This window comes from Leadbetterella sp. DM7 (assembly GCF_040829825.2).
Lineage (GTDB): Bacteria > Bacteroidota > Bacteroidia > Cytophagales > Spirosomataceae > Leadbetterella.
In genome coordinates, this window is the sequence record NZ_JBFOLH020000013.1 from 26,258 (window position 1) to 44,796 (window position 18,539).

Annotated in this window: 16 protein-coding genes; 8 read left to right on the forward strand and 8 right to left on the reverse strand. The window is 48.7% G+C overall.

The genetic code is table 11. The annotated features are described in order from the left end of the window. Positions 1–13 precede the first annotated feature (13 nt). Positions 14–1,144: a tRNA guanosine(34) transglycosylase Tgt gene (gene tgt, locus AB2U10_RS14160; protein ID WP_367916082.1), complete on the reverse strand. Its 1,131-nt coding sequence runs from the start codon at positions 1,142–1,144 to the stop codon at positions 14–16. A gap of 170 nt (positions 1,145–1,314) precedes the next feature. Here tgt and AB2U10_RS14165 point away from each other — a divergent pair, with 170 nt between their 5' ends. Then, on the forward strand, positions 1,315–2,511 hold the full coding sequence (locus AB2U10_RS14165) for a glycosyltransferase (protein WP_367916081.1): 1,197 nt from the start codon (positions 1,315–1,317) through the stop codon (positions 2,509–2,511). A gap of 3 nt (positions 2,512–2,514) precedes the next feature. On the opposite strand, the gene AB2U10_RS14170 is transcribed toward AB2U10_RS14165, so the two are convergent. Both AB2U10_RS14170 and AB2U10_RS14175 read right to left on the reverse strand, forming a co-directional pair. Further along, a complete protein-coding gene (locus AB2U10_RS14170) occupies positions 2,515–3,597 on the reverse strand; it encodes an LptF/LptG family permease (protein WP_367916080.1) in 1,083 nt (360 codons plus the stop codon). A gap of 56 nt (positions 3,598–3,653) precedes the next feature. Further along, positions 3,654–5,060, reverse strand: coding sequence for an aldehyde dehydrogenase family protein (locus AB2U10_RS14175; protein WP_367916079.1), 1,407 nt, complete (start codon positions 5,058–5,060; stop codon positions 3,654–3,656). Positions 5,061–5,220: 160 nt separating this feature from the next. On the opposite strand from AB2U10_RS14175, the gene AB2U10_RS14180 reads away from it, so the two are divergent. The 4 genes from AB2U10_RS14180 to AB2U10_RS14195 all read left to right on the forward strand — a co-directional run bounded on the left by AB2U10_RS14180 (position 5,221) and on the right by AB2U10_RS14195 (position 10,528). Continuing rightward, positions 5,221–5,634 carry a hypothetical protein gene (locus AB2U10_RS14180; RefSeq protein ID WP_367916078.1) on the forward strand — a complete coding sequence of 138 codons (414 nt, stop codon included), beginning with the start codon at positions 5,221–5,223 and terminating at the stop codon, positions 5,632–5,634. A gap of 87 nt (positions 5,635–5,721) precedes the next feature. Next, entirely contained in the window at positions 5,722–8,166 is a 2,445-nt protein-coding gene (locus AB2U10_RS14185) for a phosphocholine-specific phospholipase C (RefSeq protein ID WP_367916077.1), read from the forward strand. A 212-nt stretch (positions 8,167–8,378) separates the two neighbouring features. Further along, the gene (locus AB2U10_RS14190) at positions 8,379–9,062 is read left to right on the forward strand and encodes a metal-dependent hydrolase (protein ID WP_367916076.1); all 684 of its coding nucleotides are present in this window, start codon (positions 8,379–8,381) and stop codon (positions 9,060–9,062) included. Positions 9,063–9,295: 233 nt separating this feature from the next. After that, the gene (locus AB2U10_RS14195; protein WP_367916075.1) at positions 9,296–10,528 is read left to right on the forward strand and encodes a metallophosphoesterase; all 1,233 of its coding nucleotides are present in this window, start codon (positions 9,296–9,298) and stop codon (positions 10,526–10,528) included. Here the strand turns inward: AB2U10_RS14195 and AB2U10_RS14200 are convergent. Then, complete coding sequence (locus tag AB2U10_RS14200) at positions 10,509–10,949, reverse strand: hypothetical protein (protein WP_367916074.1); 441 nt, start codon at positions 10,947–10,949, stop codon at positions 10,509–10,511. The genes AB2U10_RS14195 and AB2U10_RS14200 overlap by 20 nt on opposite strands. 57 nt (positions 10,950–11,006) lie before the next feature. Here AB2U10_RS14200 and AB2U10_RS14205 point away from each other — a divergent pair, with 57 nt between their 5' ends. Then, on the forward strand, positions 11,007–12,422 hold the full coding sequence (locus AB2U10_RS14205; protein WP_367916073.1) for an MATE family efflux transporter: 1,416 nt from the start codon (positions 11,007–11,009) through the stop codon (positions 12,420–12,422). On the opposite strand, the gene AB2U10_RS14210 is transcribed toward AB2U10_RS14205, so the two are convergent. From AB2U10_RS14210 to AB2U10_RS14225, 4 genes are all read right to left on the reverse strand, one after another. Next, a complete protein-coding gene (locus AB2U10_RS14210; protein ID WP_367916072.1) occupies positions 12,355–13,710 on the reverse strand; it encodes an alpha-L-fucosidase in 1,356 nt (451 codons plus the stop codon). The genes AB2U10_RS14205 and AB2U10_RS14210 overlap by 68 nt on opposite strands. A gap of 52 nt (positions 13,711–13,762) precedes the next feature. Further along, positions 13,763–14,440 (reverse strand): LytR/AlgR family response regulator transcription factor, encoded by a 678-nt coding sequence (locus AB2U10_RS14215; protein ID WP_367916071.1) that lies wholly within the window; start codon positions 14,438–14,440, stop codon positions 13,763–13,765. Between the two features lie 7 nt (positions 14,441–14,447). Then, positions 14,448–15,272 carry a sensor histidine kinase gene (locus tag AB2U10_RS14220; protein ID WP_367916070.1) on the reverse strand — a complete coding sequence of 275 codons (825 nt, stop codon included), beginning with the start codon at positions 15,270–15,272 and terminating at the stop codon, positions 14,448–14,450. A 967-nt stretch (positions 15,273–16,239) separates the two neighbouring features. Continuing rightward, positions 16,240–16,848: a collagen-like protein gene (locus AB2U10_RS14225; protein WP_367916069.1), complete on the reverse strand. Its 609-nt coding sequence runs from the start codon at positions 16,846–16,848 to the stop codon at positions 16,240–16,242. Positions 16,849–17,086: 238 nt separating this feature from the next. On the opposite strand from AB2U10_RS14225, the gene mazG reads away from it, so the two are divergent. Beyond that, the gene (gene mazG / locus AB2U10_RS14230; protein ID WP_367916068.1) at positions 17,087–17,887 is read left to right on the forward strand and encodes a nucleoside triphosphate pyrophosphohydrolase; all 801 of its coding nucleotides are present in this window, start codon (positions 17,087–17,089) and stop codon (positions 17,885–17,887) included. A gap of 104 nt (positions 17,888–17,991) precedes the next feature. Further along, on the forward strand, positions 17,992–18,486 hold the full coding sequence (locus tag AB2U10_RS14235; protein WP_367916067.1) for a GAF domain-containing protein: 495 nt from the start codon (positions 17,992–17,994) through the stop codon (positions 18,484–18,486). Positions 18,487–18,539 lie beyond the last annotated feature (53 nt).

The window sequence follows — 18,539 nt, forward strand, 5'->3', positions numbered from 1 at the left end:
TATTTTTAAAACGTTACAGCCGCGTCATCAGTTTTCGGATTGCGCCGTCCTTCCAGTCAGCAAAATCTCCGGCCAGGATATGCCGGCGCGCCTCTCCCACCAGCCAGAGGTAAAACCGCAGGTTATGGATACTCGCTATCTGTGCTGCCAGCAGCTCCTGGCATTTCACCAGGTGCTTCAGGTAAGCTTTGGAATAAAATGTGCTCACATATCCGCCCAGCCCGGCATCAATAGGGCTGAAGTCATCTTCCCACTTCTTATTCCGGATATTGATAATGCCCTCTGTGGTAAACAGCATGCCGTTACGGGCATTCCGGGTAGGCATAACACAGTCAAACATATCTATCCCCAGCGCTATGCCCTCCAGGATATTTTCCGGGGTGCCCACACCCATCAGGTAGCGGGGCTTGCTTTCGGGCAGAATGGCATTTACCACCTCTATCATCCGGTACATCTCTTCTGCCGGCTCTCCTACCGACAGCCCGCCGATGGCGTTGCCGTCCTGCTCCTGGGCGGCAATATATTCAGCCGACTGTTCCCGCAGGTCCCTGTAGGTGCTTCCCTGCACAATCGGGAACAGGCTCTGGCGATGCCCGTACCTGGGCTCAGTGGTGCGTATGCGTTCCACACAGCGGCTTAACCAGCGATGCGTCAGGTGCATCGACTTCTCTGCGTACCGGTAGTCAGACGGGTAAGGCGGGCATTCGTCAAACGCCATAATGATATCTCCGCCAATAACCCGCTGAATATCCATCACATACTCCGGCGTGAAAAGATGCCGGGAGCCGTCGATATGCGAATTAAAAAATACACCTTCCTCCGTAATTTTCCGGATCTCCTTCAGGCTGAACACCTGGTACCCGCCTGAATCGGTCAGTATGGGCCGGTTCCAGCCATTGAACTTGTGCAGCCCCCCGGCCTTTTCCAGGATCTCCAGCCCCGGCCGGAGGTAAAGGTGATAGGTATTGCCCAGGATGATCTGTGCGGCAATGTCGTCTGTAAGCTCCCGCTGATGAACGCCCTTCACGGTTCCTGCCGTGCCTACCGGCATAAAAATAGGGGTGAGAATTTCGCCGTGATCGGTCACCAGCCTGCCCGCACGGGCTTTTGATCCCGGGTCTTTGGAATGAATTTCAAAAATCATGGAGCAAAGTTCATGCTTACTTTCAGCATTTTCAACAGAAAAACTCAAAATCTCCCTCTCTCCTGCACAAAAGGGCCTGTAATCCATTCATTTTTAATTCTCTTCATAGTAGGAAATCTTCAAAGTGGTGCTATTTTTGCGATAGCGTTCACTATAACCGTAGAAAACCTTTGGAAACCATTCTCCCAATCTTATTTTTTGGGGCTATCGCTATACAGTTATTCTATATCCTGTTTATCTTCACCAAGCTCTCGGGCCATCATGACCTGGAACCCGGAGATCATCAGCCGCCTGTAACCCTGATTCTCGCTGCCTCCAATGAGCTGGAGAACCTGCGTGAGCTGCTGCCGCTGCTGGATAAGCAGGATTATCCCGAATTTGAGATTCTTGTGGCCGATGACCGCTCACACGACGGCACCTACGATTACCTCATTAACAACGAAGACAACATCCGTCATCTCAGGTACCTGCGCGTACAGGACCTGCCTGATCACTATACGGCCAAAAAATATGCCGTTACCCTGGCCGTCAAAAAAGCCCGGCACGAGTGGCTCCTGTTTACCGATGCCGACTGCCGCCCGGAATCTGACCAGTGGATCAGCAGCATGATGGCCCAGGCTGCAGAAGGAAAAGAAATCGTACTGGGCTTCTCAAAATACCGGTATTTCCCGGGAAGACTCAATGCCCTCATCCGTTACGAAACCTTCCAGACCGCCCTCCAGTACCTCTCTTTCGCCCTTGCCGGTATGCCGTTTATGGGCGTGGGCCGGAACCTCATGTACAAAAAAGACCTGTTCTGGAAAAACGGCGGGTTCTCAGGCCATAACATGCTCCTGAGCGGCGACGACGACCTGTTTGTTAACAAAGCCTCTTCCAAAACCAATGCAAGCATCTGTATTCAAGAAGCCGGGCAAACCACATCTACGCCCAAAACTACCTGGCAGGAATGGTACGTACAAAAGAAAAGGCATCTTTCGGTAGGTAAAAAATACAAAACCCGCGACCGCATTAACCTGGGTCTGCTCTGGATCAGCGGCATCCTGTGCTGGCTGCTCCTCATCCCGGCGCTTTTTATCTTCCCGTTCTGGTTTGAAGCGCCCGAATGGTCCCGGGTTCCCGTAGAAGTGCTGGCAGAATACGGTTTGGCCCACTGGTACCCTTTCAACGACTGGATGCGGCTGGTGACCGGCGTTTTCCTGGCTTACCTGCTGATCAAATGGGTCGTATTGGCCAGAGTCAATAAAAAGCTGGGTGGCACGCTTAACGCCTGGAAAATCCCCTGGTACGACCTGCTTTACAACCTGTACCTGGTGGTATTCGGTATCGTCACCCTCTTTTCCAACCCGCAGAAGATCAAATGGAAATAGGGCTTACCGGGGCACGGTGAAATACATCAGCACAGAAATCAGCGTAAAGACAATATTGGGGAGCCACACCGCCAGTATGGGGTTCATACTTCCGGCTTCAGCAATACCCTTTGAGAGAATATAAAAAATAATATAGAGGAAAGCCAGTACAAACCCGATGGCAATCTGCAGGCCCACTCCGCCACGGGCTTTGCGGGCAGAAACAATAAGCCCCATGATCGACAGGATCACCACGGCAAACGGGGTGGCAAAGCGCTGGTAATACTCAATCTTATAGATCTCCACCCCTTCTGCACCCCGGCTGTTGATCAAGGCGATATAGTCCTGCAGCTGCGGGATGGTCAAGGTTTCCTGGCGGTTCTTGGCATTGGTAAAATCACTGGGAAACATGTTGATGCTGGTATCCAGCGGAACGGCCTGCGAGTAGGTCATCTGGTCTTTCATGATGCCCAGCTTCCTGATCTGGTAATCGTACAGCTTCCATTTCTTCAGGGAGTCATCGTAGGTGGCCCGGCGGGCTGACAGCTTTTCTACCAGGCGGTTATTCTCTACCTTCTCGAGGGTAAAATCATACGCGGTATTGCTTCCGTTATCGTAGCTCGACAGGTACGCGTATACATTCTTCTGAACGGCCATATGGATATCCCGCCCCGAAAAAAAGAAATCGCCTTCAATGTATTTGTTCTGGAACTCGATCCGCGGGAGGTTCGCCCGGGGCAACACCCAGCCCACCATCACAAACGAATAAACCGCCACTATCCCCGAACCGATAAAATACGGCAGCATCAGGCGGCGGAAACTGGTACCCGAACCCAGGATGGCAATGATCTCCGTATGCGAGGCCATCTTGGCCGTAAAAAAAACAGTGGAGATAAAGATCATCAGCGGGCTGATGTAATTGGCCCAGTAAGGCGCCAGGTTCATGTAGTAGTCGAAGAAAATAGCCTTATTGGAAGGTTTGGTTTCCAGGAAGTCATCATTCTTCTCCACAAAATCAATGACCAGGATCACCAATACAATGATAAACACCGCGAAGACATAGGTGGTCAGAAAGCGCTTAATAAGATACCTGTCTATCTTGGTCATCAGGAGGAGTGTATTAAATCGGCCCCAAAATTAGGAAGTATTGCCCAAAAACAAAATCAGAACAGCTTTACGATCCACTCAATGACCCGGTTTTTCCCGGCCGTATAGGGCGGCATCAGCTTTTCAAGCACGCTGGGCAGGTGCTGCCGGTAAACACTTCTCTCGTTAGAGAACGCCTTAAAGCCCCATTCTCCGTGCGCCTTACCAATGCCCGAGTTATTATCTCCCCCGAACGGCAGATAGGGCTGGAGAAAATGCATATCGTTGTTATTGATGCAGGTGCCGCCTGCACGGGTATGAGACAAAAAGTATTCAATACGACTGTTTTTCCGGCTGTAAATGTACAACGCCAGCGGCTTCTCGCCTGAACGGATATGCCTCACCACCTCTTCCGGGTCGTCATAGGTCAGAACCGGCAGCAGCGGGCCGAAAATTTCTTCCTGCAGAATCTTTGAACCGGCAGCAACTTCCGTAATCACCGTAGGACTGATGCGCCCGGCTTCTTTCTCCCCGCCGAAAACCACTTTGGCCCCCTTTTCTACGGCATCTTCAAGATAAGCATGTACCCTGCCGGCATGTTTTTCATTCACCATGCTGCAATACGAGTCACTGCCCAGGGGAGCCTGGCCGTAGAAATCTGCCAGTACGCGTTCCAGCTCTTCCAGGAAAGACCCGGCTTTTGACCGGTGTACAAAAACATAATCCGGGGCTATACAGATCTGGCCGCTGTTCATAAACTTGCCCCAGGCCAGTCGCCGGGCAGCAGCCTGTATGTCAGCGGTTTCGTCAATGATCACGGGCGACTTCCCGCCCAGTTCCAGGGTAACCGAAGCCAGGTGCTCAGCGGCGGCCTTCATGACCACCTTTCCTACCTGCGGCGAACCCGTAAAAAAAATATGGTTAAACGGCAGCGACAGGAGTTCCGTAGAAGTCTCCACACCGCCTTCTATCACTTCCACTTCATCAGGGCTGAAAACATGCGCGACTATTTTCCTGAGCACGGCAGAGCTATGGGGAGTGTATTCAGACGGCTTAATAACAGCCGTATTCCCGGCGGCCACTGCAGAAACCAGGGGCCCCAGGCTCAGGTTCACAGGAAAATTCCAGGGCGATATGATCAGGCAGGTGCCCTTAGGCTCATACCTGACATAAGAAGAAGACCCGAAAAACGACAGGGGAGTTTTTACATAGCGGTCGCTCATCCATTTCTCCAGGTAGCTCACCGTATGGTTGATCTCGGAAGTAACTGCAAAAATCTCGGTCAGGTCAGTCTCTGCCTGGGGTTTTCTGAAATCGGCAAAGAGCGCATCCCGGATCTCCTGCCTGAACGTTTCTTCCACGGCTTTCTTCAGCGCCAGCAGTTTTGTCTTCCTTTCGACGCATGAGCTTTCGGCCACTTTATACTGATGGGCTTTCTGAGCTTCAAAAATGCGGTTAATGGAACCGGTGGTATCCGCTACCATAATTTTTTTATTTAAAGATAAGGCCAATTGCATCGCCGTACCAAATAAATACGGCAGTTTTCAATACGGCTTCCAGCTTAAATTTTCCTTAAAATTGATATTCAAACAAAATATCCGGGGCCGTAAACCATTTATAAAGTAAACCATATTATACAATAACATGAAAAAGATAGTAATGATTCTGGCCCTGGCCGCCTTTGCAGCCTCCTGTACTTCGAAAGAAAAGCACGAAGCGGCAGACGACCTGCAAGCCGCGCAGGATGAGCTCAGGGATAACGCCCGGGAAGCACAGGAAAATCTCGGAGAAATCAAAGACAACGTACAGGAGGAGCTGGAAAAGAAAAAACAGCAACTGGAAGAAGAGCTCAAAGAGGTAAATGAAAAGATCAAAACCGGCACCAAAGAAGAAAAAGAAAAATGGCAGGCCAGGAAAGACGAGCTCGACAAAGAGCTGAAAGACCTGAATGAAAAGATCAAATCAGGGATGAAAGACTTCAGGGACGATATGAAAGATTTGAAAAAAGACGTTAAAGAAGACGTCAAAAAGCTTAAGGATGACCTGAAAAACAACTGATCACAGGCGGGCGTTTCGCGTCTTAACAAATCCTTTACTTTTAACTTTCCGCTTTAATTTGTTATTTTGAATCCACAATGTCATCGTATGGATTCAAGACGCGAATTTATCAAAAAGGCCGGACTGATTGCCGGTGGAGTGCTTTTACCGGAATCAGTCATCAGGGCCAGCTCTATCAGCCCTGCTGAAGGTTCAACCGTTTGGGATGCCGACCACGTGGTCATTCTCATGCAGGAGAACCGCTCCTTTGATCATAGCTTCGGTGCACTCCGGGGCGTAAGGGGCTTTAACGACCCCCGGGCGGTAACCTTGCCCGACAATCGCAAGGTGTGGCTGCAAACCAACGTCAAAAACGAGACCTTCGTACCTTTCCGCCTGAACATCAAAGATACCAAAGCCACCTGGATGCGTGACCTGCCCCACTCCTGGGAAAACCAGGTAAGGGCCCGTAACGACGGCAAATACGACCAGTGGCTTTCTGAAAAACAGTCAGGAAACAAAGATTACAAAGATATACCGCTTACCCTGGGCCACTTTAACCGCGAGGACATCCCTTTCTATTATGCCTTTGCTGATGCCTTTACCGTTTGTGATCAGAATTTTTCTTCTTCGTTAACCGGCACCACCCCTAACCGGCTTTACCTCTGGAGCGGTACCATTCGCCGGGAAAAAGATTTCAGCCACAAGGCCAATGTCAAAAACGAAGACATTGACTATGGCCGGCCTGCACGCTGGAAGTCGTTCCCCGAGCGCCTGGAAGAGCACGGGATAGACTGGCGCATTTACCAGAACGAAATCAGCCTGCCGGTAGGATTCGAGGGCGAAGAAGAGAGCTGGCTGAGCAACTTTACCGATAACCCCATCGAGTGGTTTGAAAAATACCAGGTCAGGTTTCACCCGGAATACCTCAGGTATCTTCAGGAAAGAATAGTTACCCTGCCCGGTGAAATAGAAGCGCTGAAGAAAAAAGAAAATCCCGATAAAAAAGATCAGGACAGGCTGGCGGCACTCGGGCAGCAGTATAAAACTGCGCTTGAAGACCTGCAGAAATATACCCCGGAAAACTTTGACAAGCTGCCGGAGTTTCAAAAAAATATTCATCGCAAGGCATTTACCACCAACCGGGCTCATGCTGACTACCACAGCCTGTCGGAAGCAGAGACCGATAGCGGCGAAAAAATGGCCGTACCCAGAGGTGATGTCCTGTATGAATTCAGGAAAGACGTTGAATCGGGGAAACTTCCGCCTGTTTCATGGCTTGTTGCCCCTCAGAACTTTTCCGATCACCCCAGTGCTCCCTGGTACGGCGCCTGGTATGTGTCTGAAGTGCTTGACATCCTGACCCAAAACCCGGAAGTCTGGAAGAAGACTGTCTTTATTCTCTGCTATGATGAAAACGACGGCTACTATGACCATGTGCCTCCCTTTGTGGCACCGCACCCAGAAAAACCGGAAACCGGGAAAGCCTCCGCAGGAATTGACCTGTGGGCCGAGCAGGTAAACCTGGAACACGAAAAGCAAAGGCCTTATGACCGGGTAGTTGACGGGCCGATCGGGCTGGGATTCCGGGTGCCGCTGGTCATTGCCTCTCCCTGGAGCCGGGGCGGAAAGGTTTGCTCGGAAGTATTCGATCATACCTCGATATTGATGTTCCTGGAGAAATTTATCGCGAAACGCTACAAGAAAGACATTACAGAAGAAAACATTACCGAATGGCGGAGAACGGTATGTGGCGACCTGAGCTCGGTATTTACGCCTTTCCAGTCGGGCAAATTCGATGAATTTGTACAGAAAACCGAATTCATGAAGTCGATCCGCAGTGCCAGGGACAAAGAGCTGCCCAATAACTTCAAAGCCCTGACCCCGGACGAAATAGAGCAGATCAATACTTCACCGGAAACATCGCCCTGGATGCCGCAGCAGGAGAAAGGCATCAAAAAGGCCCTGCCGATCCCGTATGAGCTCTTTGCAGACATCCGTGTGACAGAAAACGGCAAACCCGAGCTGAATCTGGCAGTGGGAAATACATTCAAAACGGGCGGGGCTCCGTTCTTTGCTAATCTCCGGACAGAAAAAGGCGAATTCCAGTCGCGGCACTATACCCTGAAAAAAGGAGACCGGCTCAGCGACGCCATAGAGCGCTTAGAAGGGCTCCTGGATGTACGGGTACATGGCCCTAACGGCTTCTACCGCAGCTTCAGAGCCCGTGAAACCCCGGTAGAGGTGACCGTCTCTTACCCGAAAAACCGGCAGGGGCGTCCATTGGGAGACATCGAATTTAACTTCCGGAACACTTCGGGGAAAGACCTGGAGCTGCTCCTTACCGACCCCTCTTACCATAACGGCATTACCCGGGTAAAGCTGAAGAAAGAGGCAGAAAAGACCATTTCCGCTGACCTGAAAAAAAGCCACAACTGGTATGATTTCAAGCTGACGGTAAACGGTTATCCTGATTTTGAATGGCACTATGCCGGGCACGTGGAAACGGGAAAAGAGAGCTTTACAGATCCCAAAATGGGAAAAGTTCTATAGCTTTCTTTTAACACTCTCCATATCTGTTATTTTTTATACCAAACTAACACAAAAGCTTTCAATAAGATGGCTCCTGTTTTTGGATTAGTTGGTACTTCATCAGAAACTTTTCTATTTTTGCAGAAATTAATTTACTATTCCAAAAACGGGAAAAAGATATAACTCTGTAAGAGTTTGACTTAAAACAAACTCCTGAACGCAGGATCAAAACTATGAAACTACAGTATTTCGGACATTCGTGCTTTATGATCCATTTCGCAGGAAAGAAGATCCTCCTGGATCCCTTTATCAGCGGAAACCCCATAGCACAGCATATTAAAACAGAAGACATTCACCCGGATTATATCTTCCTGTCGCACGGCCACGCTGACCACCTGAAAGACCTGGAGCAGATCGCTAAGCAATCCGGCGCCCCGGTCATCACCAGCTTTGACATCATGACCCGGTTTGTTGAGCCCCTGGGAATCGCGGGCCACGGCATGAATACGGGCGGTAAGCTCAGCCTCGACGGATTCACCTTCAAGCTGGTAACCGCCATCCACTCAAGCATGCTGCCTGACAACAGCTACGGCGGCAATCCCATGGGCTTTGTTTTCTGGAATGAAGACTCCTGCTTTTACTATTCGGGAGACACCGCGCTAACCCTCGACATGAAGCTGATTCCGATGATCTGCCCCAAGCTGGATTTTGCCATCCTTTCCATAGGCGACTACTTCACTATGGGTTACGAAGACGCCATCCTGGCTTCTGATTTCATTGAATGCAATACCATTGTGGGTTGCCATTACGACTCCTTCCCTCCCATCAATATTGACCACGAAAAGGCAAAGAAGGCTTTTGCTGATGCCGGAAAGTCGCTGTACCTGGCAGAAGTGGGAGAGATTTTTGAGGTGTAAGCCCGCGCAATACCGTTCTGCTCAAGAAGGGATCTCCCTGTCCCATTCATCTCCCGATATGTCCGTTTGAGCCAAAATCATCCTCCCCGCTTAAACTAAAAAAAGATTCCACAGGTTTATTACTAAAAACAAAGTTTACATTAGAGCCGGGCGAAATCGTGCCTGCTTTTCAAAACGGCAGGGGTAAACCTTTTGGCAGATTTCATAACAGGTAGCCTCAAAATAATTAACAAATGAACCGAACAGTTCTTACTATACTGGTAATTACCTTTTTTATTGCGGTAGATTACTTTTTCTTCAAAGCACTAAAAGACAGCATCCGTAATTTTCAAGCCAGCACGCAGCGCTGGATCACCCTGGGTTACTGGGCCATCCCGGTTATTTTTATCCTGGGGTTTATTTACCTGTTCTTCCTGGCGCCTGAAACCACCTCTCCGAAGGTTAAGCGTTATTTCGGGGTTGCGGTTTTCATGATCTACTCGTCCAAGATGATCGGGGCAATTGTTTACCTCCTGGGTAACGGACTGAATATCCTGAAAAATACCGGCCGGAAGATCATCCGTCCCTCCTCAACAGAATCCATTCTCACCCGCTCTGAGTTTATCGCTAAATCGGCCATGGCTTTGGGTGTCACGCAGTTCGGAATACTGACCTACGGTATTCTTTCCGGGGCATACGATTACCGGGTACGACGGGTAAGCCTGCCCCTGAAAGGCCTTCCGAAACAGTTTCACGGCATGACCCTCGCCCAGCTTTCCGATATCCATTCGGGCAGCTTCTACAATAAAAAAGCGGTAAACGGCGGGATAGACATGCTCCTGGCTGAAAAACCCGACGTGGTGTTTTTCACCGGTGACCTTGTCAACGACCGGGCCACCGAGCTACAGGAGTATTTCGACACCTTTAAACGGGTTCAGGCACCCCTGGGCGTGTTTTCCACTTTAGGAAACCACGATTACGGTGACTACGCCAGCTGGGCTTCTCCCCGGGCCAAGCAGCAGAACCTGCTTAACCTCATGGAAGGCCACCGCTTAATGGGCTGGGATCTGCTCATGGACGAAAACCGGTCCATTACACTGGGCGGAGAAAAGCTGGGTATTATCGGTATTCAGAACTGGGGGGCCGGCTTTACGCAGAAAGGCGATTTAAAGAAAGCCCTGCAGGGATCAGAAGAGTTTACCAATAAGCTTCTGCTATCGCACGACCCCAGCCACTGGCGGGCCCAGGTATTAGGCCAGACCGACATTGACGCTGCCTTTGCAGGACATACCCACGGCATGCAGTTCGGTATAGAAATACCCGGCTTCAGGTGGAGCCCGGCGCAATACCGGTACAAAGAATGGGCCGGCATGTACGAAGAAAACGGGCAGATGCTCTATGTTAACCGCGGCTTCGGCTTCCTCGGATATCCCGGCCGGGTAGGCATCCTGCCGGAAATCACGATCTTCACTCTACAAGCTGTATAAACGAATCGATATCAAAGGCCGGGTTTAACACTTCCGCACGTGTAAGGCCCGGCTTTATCTTTACAAACCGGTAAAATTCATCGTCTTTCAGATTGGAAAAGACCAGTTCTCCCGTCGTATAATCAGGGGTGAGAAAATATTCGTTGTGCTTATCGAAATGAACGAAATACGAATTGTAGGCATATTCTGCAGGATATACGTTTCGCTTGGAGTGATCATAATAAAAGAGGACCGAGTCGCCGCCCTCCTGCTCGAAAAGGATTAGGGGAAACTTCGCAAGAGAATCCACCGTTTCCGCCTTATCTTTGTTTTCCAGAACCGATTTCTCAATCCAAACCCCTTTAAATGTGATTTCTTTATCCGGTTGCTGGCAGGATAAGACAAAAAAAAGAATAAAGATCCGGCAAAAAAATTTCAACATGGTGCGAAACAGATATAAGAAGCAAAATTCCTGACTACCACCCTTAATTCAAAGCAAATGACGCAAAAAAGTTTACGAACAGAACTTTCCAAAACCTATAAATTAGCCCTTCCTATTATTATCAGCCAATTGGGCGTTATCCTGATGGGTACCTCTGATAACGTGATTGTGGGAAGATTATTGGGCCCGGTCAGCCTGGGTGCGGCAGGTATAGCCAATTCTGTTGCCTTCCTGATCGGTTCCCTGGCCGTAGGCGGCATGGCGGTCATAGCGCCTATGGTCTCCAAGCTTCGTGCAGAGCGTGATACCTCCGAGCAGCTGAGTGCCCTGTTTTTCAACTCCCTTATGGCAGCCCTGCTGTACGGCACCTTCCTTTCCCTGGTGGGTTACATCGTATACCGGCAATTTTCCATTCTGGGCCAAACACCCGCCATTGAAAGCCTGGGGGCTCCTTTTTTCATTTTGATTATTCTTTCCAACATCCCCATGATCTTCTTCCTGGCGGTCAAGCAATTTACCGACGGGTTTTCAAAGCCGGCTATTGTCATGTACATTACTCTGCTCGGCCTGCTGTTTGACATTGCAGGAAACGTGGTTCTTATCCGCGGACTCTGGATTTTTCCCGAGCTGGGCCTGAACGGAGCGGCTATCGGCACCATCTTTTCCCGTTTGCTGATGCTGGGTATCCTCCTGTTCTATATCCGGAATCAGCCTGCTTTCCGGGTGCTTTTTCACTTCTCCCGGTGGAAGGCCGACCGGTCTATCCTTTCTGTAATACTGAAACGAAGCATACCCGCCGGGTTCCAGGCTTTTTTTGAAATTGCCGCCTTCTCTTTCGCCGTGATCATGATGGGCTGGCTCAGTGAAACCGAGCTCGCCGCTCACCAGATTGCCATTAACGTAGCCTCTACCACCTACATGATGGCTACAGGCTTTGCCCATGCAGGAAGCATCCGGATCGGGGAAGCCTGGGGAAAACGCGACAGTACGGGGATCCGGCTCTCCGGCCGGGCCGCCTATACCTGGGTGATCGGCTTCATGGGCCTTTGCAGCCTGGTTATCCTCCTGTTCGGGCAGTGGATCATTAAAATTTACATTGACGACAGCGCCGTTCTGGCGGCAGCACTGCCTTTGCTGATGATTGCCGCCTTTTTCCAGCTGTCTGACGGTGCCCAGTCGGTGGGCCTGGGTCTGCTTCGCGGACTGGCTGACATCCGGGTTCCCACCTACATCACCTTTGTTGCCTACTGGCTGATTGCTCTGCCGGCCGGCTATGTGTTGGGGTTCGCCTTTCACCTGGGCTCTGTAGGCATCTGGTTCGGGTTGCTCCTGGGGCTGACCTTCTCTGCCCTCTTCCTGTATGCACGGTACAACAGGGTGAGTCGCCGGCCCCTTAGTCCCGAAGTTATTCCAGGAACAGCTCAATCACCGGGATCTCCACCCCCGGTTTCTCCACCGGCATCTGCAGGATAAGGTCCTGCTCACCGGCGGTGATGGCCATGTGATTAGACGCATCGGCATGGGCAGAAGCCGTATACCGGATCTCCGAGCCGTCATGCAGAAACTGCGCATACCGGACCTTCCCTTTGAAACCGGGCAGGTAAAGTGTCTTAAACGGCCACTGCAGGACATGTACGTACAGGCGCCGGGTTTCCGGGTTGTACGTCAGGAAAGTATTTTCAGGTCTCTGAAAGCCCTCGGGAGCAGCAGTGCAGCCATAAATAGAGCGGCTGTTGTAATGCATCCATTCTCCGAGGGCGTCAAGCCGGCCGGTAGCCCGGGCATCAAAATTACCCCGGGCAGTAGGGCCTACATTCAACAGCAGGTTACCGCCTTTTGATACCACTTCTATCAGCATGGCAATGAGCTGGTTGGGTGATTTCCAGGTATTCTCATCGCGGTGATACCCCCAGGACCCGGAAAAGGTCTGGCATGTTTCCCACGGAACACGCACCCCGTTTCTTTCGGGCCACTGCGCCGGCATAAATTGCTCGGGGGTAACGTAATCGTATCCTCCGGCCACGTCGTTCAGGTCAAGACGGTCATTGATGATGATTCCGGGCTGCAGTTTACGGGCCAGCTGCAAAAGTCCTTCACTGTCCCAGTCTTTGCGGCCCTTTCCATCCTCTCCCGGGTACGAGAAATCAAAGAAAAGCAGGTCTACCTTGCCGTACTCTGTCAGCAGCTCCGTCAACTGGTCTTTCAGGAATTTCCTGAACCGGTTCATGTCTTTGGATTTATTCGCCTCCCGTGCCTCTTTATCCGATCGCAACGGGTGAACGCGGTCTATCGTAAAATCAGGATGATGCCAGTCGATCAATGAGAAATAAAATCCTACTTTCAGGCCTTCTGCCCGGCACGCCTCCACAAAAGGCTTCAGCAAATCTTTCCCTGCAGGTGTATTCGGCGCCTTAAAATCGCTGTATTTTGTATTCCAAAGTGCAAACCCTTCGTGGTGGCGGGTGGTCAGCACCACATATTTCATCCCGGCCTTCTTTGCCTCCGCCGCCCATTCTTTCGGGTCATAGAGGTCGGGATTGAACTTGTCAAAATACCGCTCCTTATACTGATCAGCCAGAATGCGTTCATAATTCTGAACCCATTCGTGGCGGGCCGGTACCGAGTAAAGTCCCCAGTGAATAAACATACCGAAACGGTCGTGCGTCCACCAGGCCAGGCGGTCTTTCTTCTGCTCAGGCGTTTCGGTCTGGGCCAACAGGGCGGAAGCCACAAAAAGGAAAAACAGCGTGAGTTTCTTCATAAGTAAGGTTATTTGAACTCAAATATAGTTTTTACAGCGGCTCCGACAAAGTTTAAATGTCGTTTGTAATTCCTTCCCAGTAATTTTTAGAAACGGGTATTTCCGTGCTTTTAATGACTATCGCTTTCTGGTTAAATTTTTCGATTTTAGCTTTATTGACCACATACGCCCGGTGTACCTGTACAAAAGTACTTTCAGAAAGCTCTTCCAGCACCTGCCTGAGAGTAGAGCGGGACTTGTAGGTTTGTTTATCGGTATGGAACAGCAGGTAATTCCCGTCAGATTCTATATAATTGATTTCATCTATCGGAAGCTCAGTAGTATAATCTCCGTCTTTAACCGAAATTTTCGGAACATGTTTTTTGCCGGATTGCCGGATGGCTACTTCTACCGAAGCGATCAGGTCTACATTTTTAAACGGTTTGGTCAAATAAGAATAGGGGGTGGTGGCCACTGCCCTGTTAATTACTTCGGAGTTATCATAAGCCGTTACGTAAATAAAAGGAACCCCATATTTGTCTTTTATTTGCTGCCCTAAGCTGATGCCGTCCTGCTCATCTTCTCCAAGATTGATGTCAAGAATGGCAAGGCTTATCGGTTCTTTTTTCAGCGTTTCGAGAGCTTCCTTAGCGTTTTTGGCTTCCAAAACACGATACCCGTTTTCTACCAATGCTTTCCGGGAAAGCCTTCTGTTCAGGAAATCATCTTCTACGAGTAATATTATCTTCATGTCCTGATTATTTGAAATAAACGGTAAGCTCAAATCCGTTGTCGCTTTTGGTTTCGGTTACACCGCCTAACTGGTCTATCAGCCCTTTGATGATTTCCTGGCCCAGCCCTTTTTCACCTGGTGCGTTAAAATCAAAACCGCTTCCGTTGTCGGAGTAGTACAGTGTATGGCCATTGGCGTCTTTGGTAAGCTCTATGTTGATGATTCCGATATTTAGTTTTTTGAAAGCGTGTTTCATGCTGTTACTGACCAGCTCTACTATAATCAGGCCTAAAGGCAGGGCTTTTTCTAAGGAGATTTTTTCTATTTCCACATGTACCTGCAGGTTCACTTTTTTGCTGTGACTCTCGTAAGAATCTTTGACCAGTTCGGAAAGTTCGGTTACGTACCTTTTTACATCCACCTCATGCACATTGTCGGATACGTTCAGCTTTTTATGCAGCAGAGCCATCGAATGGATACGGTTTTGATTGCCTCTGATCAGCTCGTCAATATTATTAAAGTCTACGGATTCCTTCTGGATTTCGAGAATACTGATGACATGCTGCAGGTTGTTTTTTACCCTGTGCTGTAATTCTGACAACAGCATCTGTTTCTGTTCCAGTGTTTTGGTCAGCTCTCCCAGCTGTGTACTGATAATCCTGTTTTGCTTATTGATTTGCCTGTTTTTACGGAACAATACCACTGACCCGAAAACAATTACCGCAAGCAAGCTGCCTATAAAAAACAGCTGGTGTTCCCTGCTTTTGATGACGGCTTCTTTTTTGTCGTTTTCGTATTGCTCGGTTATTTTCCTTGTCTCGGCTACTTCTGTTTTTTCAATGTAACTCAAATAACTATCGTGGTATTTTCGAAAATAATAAAAAGCGGAATCTATATTTCCGACCGCTTCAAATAAATTGCTTCTGTACTGATAAATCCTGAACAGACCGGCAATATTATTTTTTTCCAACAAGGATAATGCTGAGTCATTATACATAAAAGACCCGTCTATTTGCTTCTGTTCGTATAAGGTTCTGGAAATATTTGAAAGCTGCATTGCAGCGGGCAAAAAATCTTTTCTCTCGATAAGTCTTTTTGCAGCAAGTGATGAATATCTTACCGATTCCTTATAGTTGTCTTTACGCAGGAGCATTCCCAACAGTATATACGCATCTGTTATTTCCCTGCTGTTATTATACGTTTGGGCATACTCCAGTCCTTCATAAGCGAAATGAGCAGACGAATCCCGCTTATTCGTCAGGCGATAAAAGGACGACATACGTATACAATAGGCACTGTAAACACTATCGAGTTGATGCTGTCTGGATATTCTATATGCCTCGTCTAAGTATTTTCTACATGAAATAAAATCGCTGGTAATCTCATACGTGAGTGCTATTATCAGGCTGCTGCGATATTTTTTTTCGGGCAGTTGGTATTCCCGGGCTTTGTCAGAAGCTTCGATAGCTATCTGAAGGGCTTTCTTGTTTTCTCTCTTTTGCAAATAGACCTGTGCCTTAAGAAGCATCACATCTACTTTAAAGCCAATGTATTCCTTAGCCGTATATTTTGTGTTCAGCAGATGATATAAGGCATCGGCTTCCTGTTCTACATAGTCATAATTATTGTGATGCAAACTCATCAGGCTGTCTAATCTTTCTACGCTCTTTTCTATATCAATATCCTGAGCCATTGTAAAATAGCCAACGAAAAGAAGTAGAAAAAATGAATGTCGCATAAGCTACAAAGTAAAACAGTTTTGCCGGCATTAAAAAAGGGGGATACTGAATTGCCCCCCTTTTTAATTTTTGACTAAATCAATCCTCCAAACCGTAATAAGCCTTCACCGCTTCATAGTCTGAGTAATCCAAACCGGCTACCCTGGCTTTTGTACCACCGGGAATTATCACATAACGTAGATGAGAGAAATAGTCGGTCTTAGGATTATTTATCCAAGTCGAATTGACCGTTCCTGTTACCCAATATTCCCCATACATAACCCAGCCTACCAGTATTCTACTTTGGCAAGTATAAGTATTTGTGAAAGTATGTGGTACCGGAAAAATAGAAGCACTACCCCCAGACCTTACATAAGCATATACAATACCATTGTTAAATACCTCTTGAGTGATTTTAGGAGCAGAAATTCCATACTCTTTGTAATTACTACCCTTGAAGTCGGGTGTTGCAGGAATAGCTAACCAATCGCTATAAATTACATTGGCAGTACCAGTAGCTCCTTGGGGTCCAGTAGCTCCCGTTGCACCAGTAGCTCCGGTAGCTCCCTGGAGTCCGGTAGCTCCGGTCGCACCCGCCTCTCCTTTGGCCCCGGCTGGTCCCTGCGGGCCTTCTTTGCCTTCACATCCTGCCAATAATAGTGCTGCAACAAATAATGTGCAGATTTTTGCTGTAAATAATTTTCTCATAATACATAATGCTGTTTTTTGCCTACTCTATAAAGTATTTTCGGCGACCTACTGTATTATCCAAAGTTCATTCTCTTTGGCATATAGAAGAAATTTCCGGGACAGAATGCCGATTTCAGGGATAGAATTATGGGTCTTATCCGTTTCAATTGCTCTTTAAAGTGTAAAGTGATCTATTCAAAATTTTCTACCGTTAAAATCCTTACCTTTGTACCGCTAAAATTTCTCCCAAAAACTCATGTCAAATACACTTCCGCTACCTTTTTCCAAAAACCGCTCGGCTGAATTGCTTGCATTTAACCGCCTGCTCGATATTATGGATGACCTGCGTGAGAAATGCCCCTGGGACAGGAAACAAACCATGGACACCCTCCGCCACCTGACCATAGAAGAAACCTATGAGCTTTCAGATGCCATCCTGGAAAAGGATCTGCCGGAAGTGAGAAAGGAGCTCGGCGACCTCCTGCTTCATATTGTTTTTTATGCAAAAATCGGCTCGGAAACCAATGACTTTACCATGGCCGAGGTGATTAACGGCATTTGTGAAAAGCTGATCATCCGGCACCCCCATATTTACGGAGATACCGAGGTAAAAGACGAAGAGGACGTCAAGAAAAACTGGGAGCAGATTAAGCTGAAAGAGGGGAATAAATCGGTGCTGGGCGGTGTGCCTGCCTCCTTACCGGCACTGGTAAAAGCCATGCGTATCCAGGAAAAAGCCCGTGGAGTAGGTTTCGACTGGGAAGAAACCGCGCAGGTCTGGGAAAAAGTGGAAGAGGAAATTTCCGAATTCAAAGAAAAGGCAGAAAACGGCACACCGGAAGAAAAAGAAGACGAGTTTGGCGATGTCCTGTTTTCTCTCGTCAATTATGCCCGCTTTGCCGGTATCAACCCTGAAACGGCCCTGGAAAGGACCAACCGGAAATTTATCAAAAGGTTCACCTACCTGGAAGGTAAAGCCCGGGAAACCGGCCGGAACCTTTCTGAAATGACCCTCGCCGAAATGGATGTATTCTGGAACGAAGCGAAGAAGCTATGAGCTATGAGCTATGAGCTATGAGCTATGAGCTATGAGCTATGAGCTATGAGCTATGAGCCGGGAACCTTTGTTCAGAAAAGAGAGTTCAAAAATTATCTTAAATAATGGCAGAGAATCTTTATATACCTGAGGGCGCCGGAAAGGCGGAAATCTACGAAGCGCTCATTCCGCAGCTCCGTAATCTCATAGCCGGCGAGGAAGACCTCGTGGCCAATACCGCCAATACGGCTGCGGCCCTCAAACAGGCTTTTGATTTCTTCTGGGTCGGGTTTTATTTTGATGACCGGAAAGGTGAGCTCGTGCTCGGGCCTTTCCAGGGCCCTATTGCTTGTACCCGGATCCGGTATGACCGGGGCGTTTGCGGCCACGCTTTCACTACCCGGTCCACCACACTCGTGCCTGATGTAGACCAGTTTCCCGGTCATATTGCCTGCAGCTCGGCTTCCCGGTCAGAAATTGTGCTTCCGCTGAAAGACACCCGCGGCCATGTGATCGGGGTGCTGGATATTGATAGCGAACGGTTGAATGACTTTGACGAAACCGATAAAAAATACCTGGAAGAAATCACCGCTATTCTTGCCGGTGCAATAAAGAATTAATGTGATTTTAAGGCCTGTTAAATATCGGGGCGGCTTCCCGCTTCGTTAATATT